Consider the following 3,030-nt stretch of genomic DNA (forward strand, 5'->3'; position numbering starts at 1 on the left):
TGATTTTGCGTCGCAAAACATAAAATTGATTAAGTCTTCGATCGATTAGTATTCGTCAGCTCCACGTGTCACCACGCTTCCACCTCGAACCTATTAACCTCATCATCTTTGAGGGATCTTATAACCGAAGTTGGGAAATCTCATCTTGAGGGGGGCTTCATGCTTAGATGCTTTCAGCACTTATCCCGTCCATACATAGCTACCCAGCTATGCCGTTGGCACGACAACTGGTACACCAGAGGTATGTCCATCCCGGTCCTCTCGTACTAAGGACAGCTCCTCTCAAATTTCCTACGCCCACGACGGATAGGGACCGAACTGTCTCACGACGTTCTGAACCCAGCTCGCGTACCGCTTTAATGGGCGAACAGCCCAACCCTTGGGACCGACTACAGCCCCAGGATGCGATGAGCCGACATCGAGGTGCCAAACCTCCCCGTCGATGTGAACTCTTGGGGGAGATAAGCCTGTTATCCCCGGGGTAGCTTTTATCCGTTGAGCGATGGCCCTTCCATGCGGAACCACCGGATCACTAAGTCCGTCTTTCGACCCTGCTCGACTTGTAAGTCTCGCAGTCAAGCTCCCTTATGCCTTTACACTCTATGAATGATTTCCAACCATTCTGAGGGAACCTTTGAGCGCCTCCGTTACCTTTTAGGAGGCGACCGCCCCAGTCAAACTGCCCACCTGACACTGTCTCCCACCACGATAAGTGGTGCGGGTTAGAAAGCCAACACAGCTAGGGTAGTATCCCACCAATGCCTCCACGTAAGCTAGCGCTCACGTTTCAAAGGCTCCTACCTATCCTGTACAAGCTGTGCCGAATTTCAATATCAGGCTACAGTAAAGCTCCACGGGGTCTTTCCGTCCTGTCGCGGGTAACCTGCATCTTCACAGGTACTATGATTTCACCGAGTCTCTCGTTGAGACAGTGCCCAAATCGTTACGCCTTTCGTGCGGGTCGGAACTTACCCGACAAGGAATTTCGCTACCTTAGGACCGTTATAGTTACGGCCGCCGTTTACTGGGGCTTCGATTCGTAGCTTCGCAGAAGCTAACTACTCCTCTTAACCTTCCAGCACCGGGCAGGCGTCAGCCCCTATACATCACCTTACGGTTTAGCAGAGACCTGTGTTTTTGATAAACAGTCGCTTGGGCCTATTCACTGCGGCTCTTCTGGGCGTTAACCCTAAAGAGCACCCCTTCTCCCGAAGTTACGGGGTCATTTTGCCGAGTTCCTTAACGAGAGTTCGCTCGCTCACCTTAGAATTCTCATCTTGACTACCTGTGTCGGTTTGCGGTACGGGCACCTGTTATCTATCTAGAGGCTTTTCTTGGCAGTGTGAAATCAACGACTCGAGGAAACAATTTCCTCTCCCCATCACAGCTTGACCTTACGAGTGCCGGATTTGCCTAACACTCAGTCTTACTGCTTGGACGTGCAATCCAATAGCACGCTTCGCCTATCCTACTGCGTCCCCCCATCGATTAAAACGATACTAGGTGGTACAGGAATATCAACCTGTTATCCATCGCCTACGCCTGTCGGCCTCAGCTTAGGACCCGACTAACCCAGAGCGGACGAGCCTTCCTCTGGAAACCTTAGTCAATCGGTGGACGGGATTCTCACCCGTCTTTCGCTACTCACACCGGCATTCTCACTTCTAAGCGCTCCACATGTCCTTGCGATCATGCTTCAACGCCCTTAGAACGCTCTCCTACCATTGTCCTACGGACAATCCACAGCTTCGGTAATATGTTTAGCCCCGGTACATTTTCGGCGCAGTGTCACTCGACTAGTGAGCTATTACGCACTCTTTAAATGATGGCTGCTTCTAAGCCAACATCCTAGTTGTCTGGGCAACGCCACATCCTTTTCCACTTAACATATATTTTGGGACCTTAGCTGGTGGTCTGGGCTGTTTCCCTTTCGAACACGGACCTTATCACCCATGTTCTGACTCCCAAGTTAAATTGATTGGCATTCGGAGTTTGTCTGAATTCGGTAACCCGAGAAGGGCCCCTCGTCCAAACAGTGCTCTACCTCCAATAATCATCACTTGAGGCTAGCCCTAAAGCTATTTCGGAGAGAACCAGCTATCTCCAGGTTCGATTGGAATTTCTCCGCTACCCTCAGTTCATCCGCTCACTTTTCAACGTAAGTCGGTTCGGTCCTCCATTCAGTGTTACCTGAACTTCAACCTGACCAAGGGTAGATCACCTGGTTTCGGGTCTACGACCAAATACTCAACGCCCTATTCAGACTCGCTTTCGCTACGGCTCCACATTCACTGCTTAACCTTGCATCAAATCGTAACTCGCCGGTTCATTCTACAAAAGGCACGCCATCACCCATTAACGGGCTCTGACTACTTGTAAGCACACGGTTTCAAGTTCTCTTTCACTCCCCTTCCGGGGTACTTTTCACCTTTCCCTCACGGTACTGGTTCACTATCGGTCACTAGAGAGTATTTAGCCTTAGGAGATGGTCCTCCCAGATTCCGACGGAATTTCACGTGCTCCGTCGTACTCAGGATCCACTCAAGAGAGTATATATTTTCGACTACAGGATTATTACCTTCTTTGATTCAACTTTCCAGATGATTCGTCTAATATATACTTTTGTAACTCCGTATAGAGTGTCCTACAACCCCAACAAGCAAGCTTGTTGGTTTGGGCTCTTCCCGTTTCGCTCGCCGCTACTCAGGGAATCGATTTTTCTTTCTCTTCCTCCGGGTACTAAGATGTTTCAGTTCTCCGGGTCTGCCTTCTGATATGCTATGTATTCACATATCGATAACATGACATAACTCATGTTGGGTTTCCCCATTCGGAAATCTCTGGATCAACGCTTACTTACAGCTCCCCAAAGCATATCGTCGTTAGTAACGTCCTTCTTCGGCTTCTAGTGCCAAGGCATCCACCGTGCGCCCTTAATAACTTAATCTATGTTTCCATCCTACAGGAAACGCGTTATTAATCTTGTGAGTGTTCTTTCGAACACTAGCGATTATTTCTTATGAATTCAAG

Annotated in this window: 1 rRNA gene; it reads right to left on the minus strand. The window is 49.3% G+C overall.

What is annotated here, in order from left to right:
* Positions 1 to 25: 25 nt before the first annotated feature.
* Positions 26 to 2,947: ribosomal RNA gene (locus tag N524_RS0109380) — 23S ribosomal RNA — on the minus strand.
* Between the last annotated feature and the right edge of the window lie 83 nt (positions 2,948 to 3,030).

This window comes from Staphylococcus sp. URHA0057 (genome assembly GCF_000620265.1).
Classification (GTDB): Bacteria; Bacillota; Bacilli; order Staphylococcales; family Staphylococcaceae; genus Staphylococcus; species Staphylococcus pasteuri.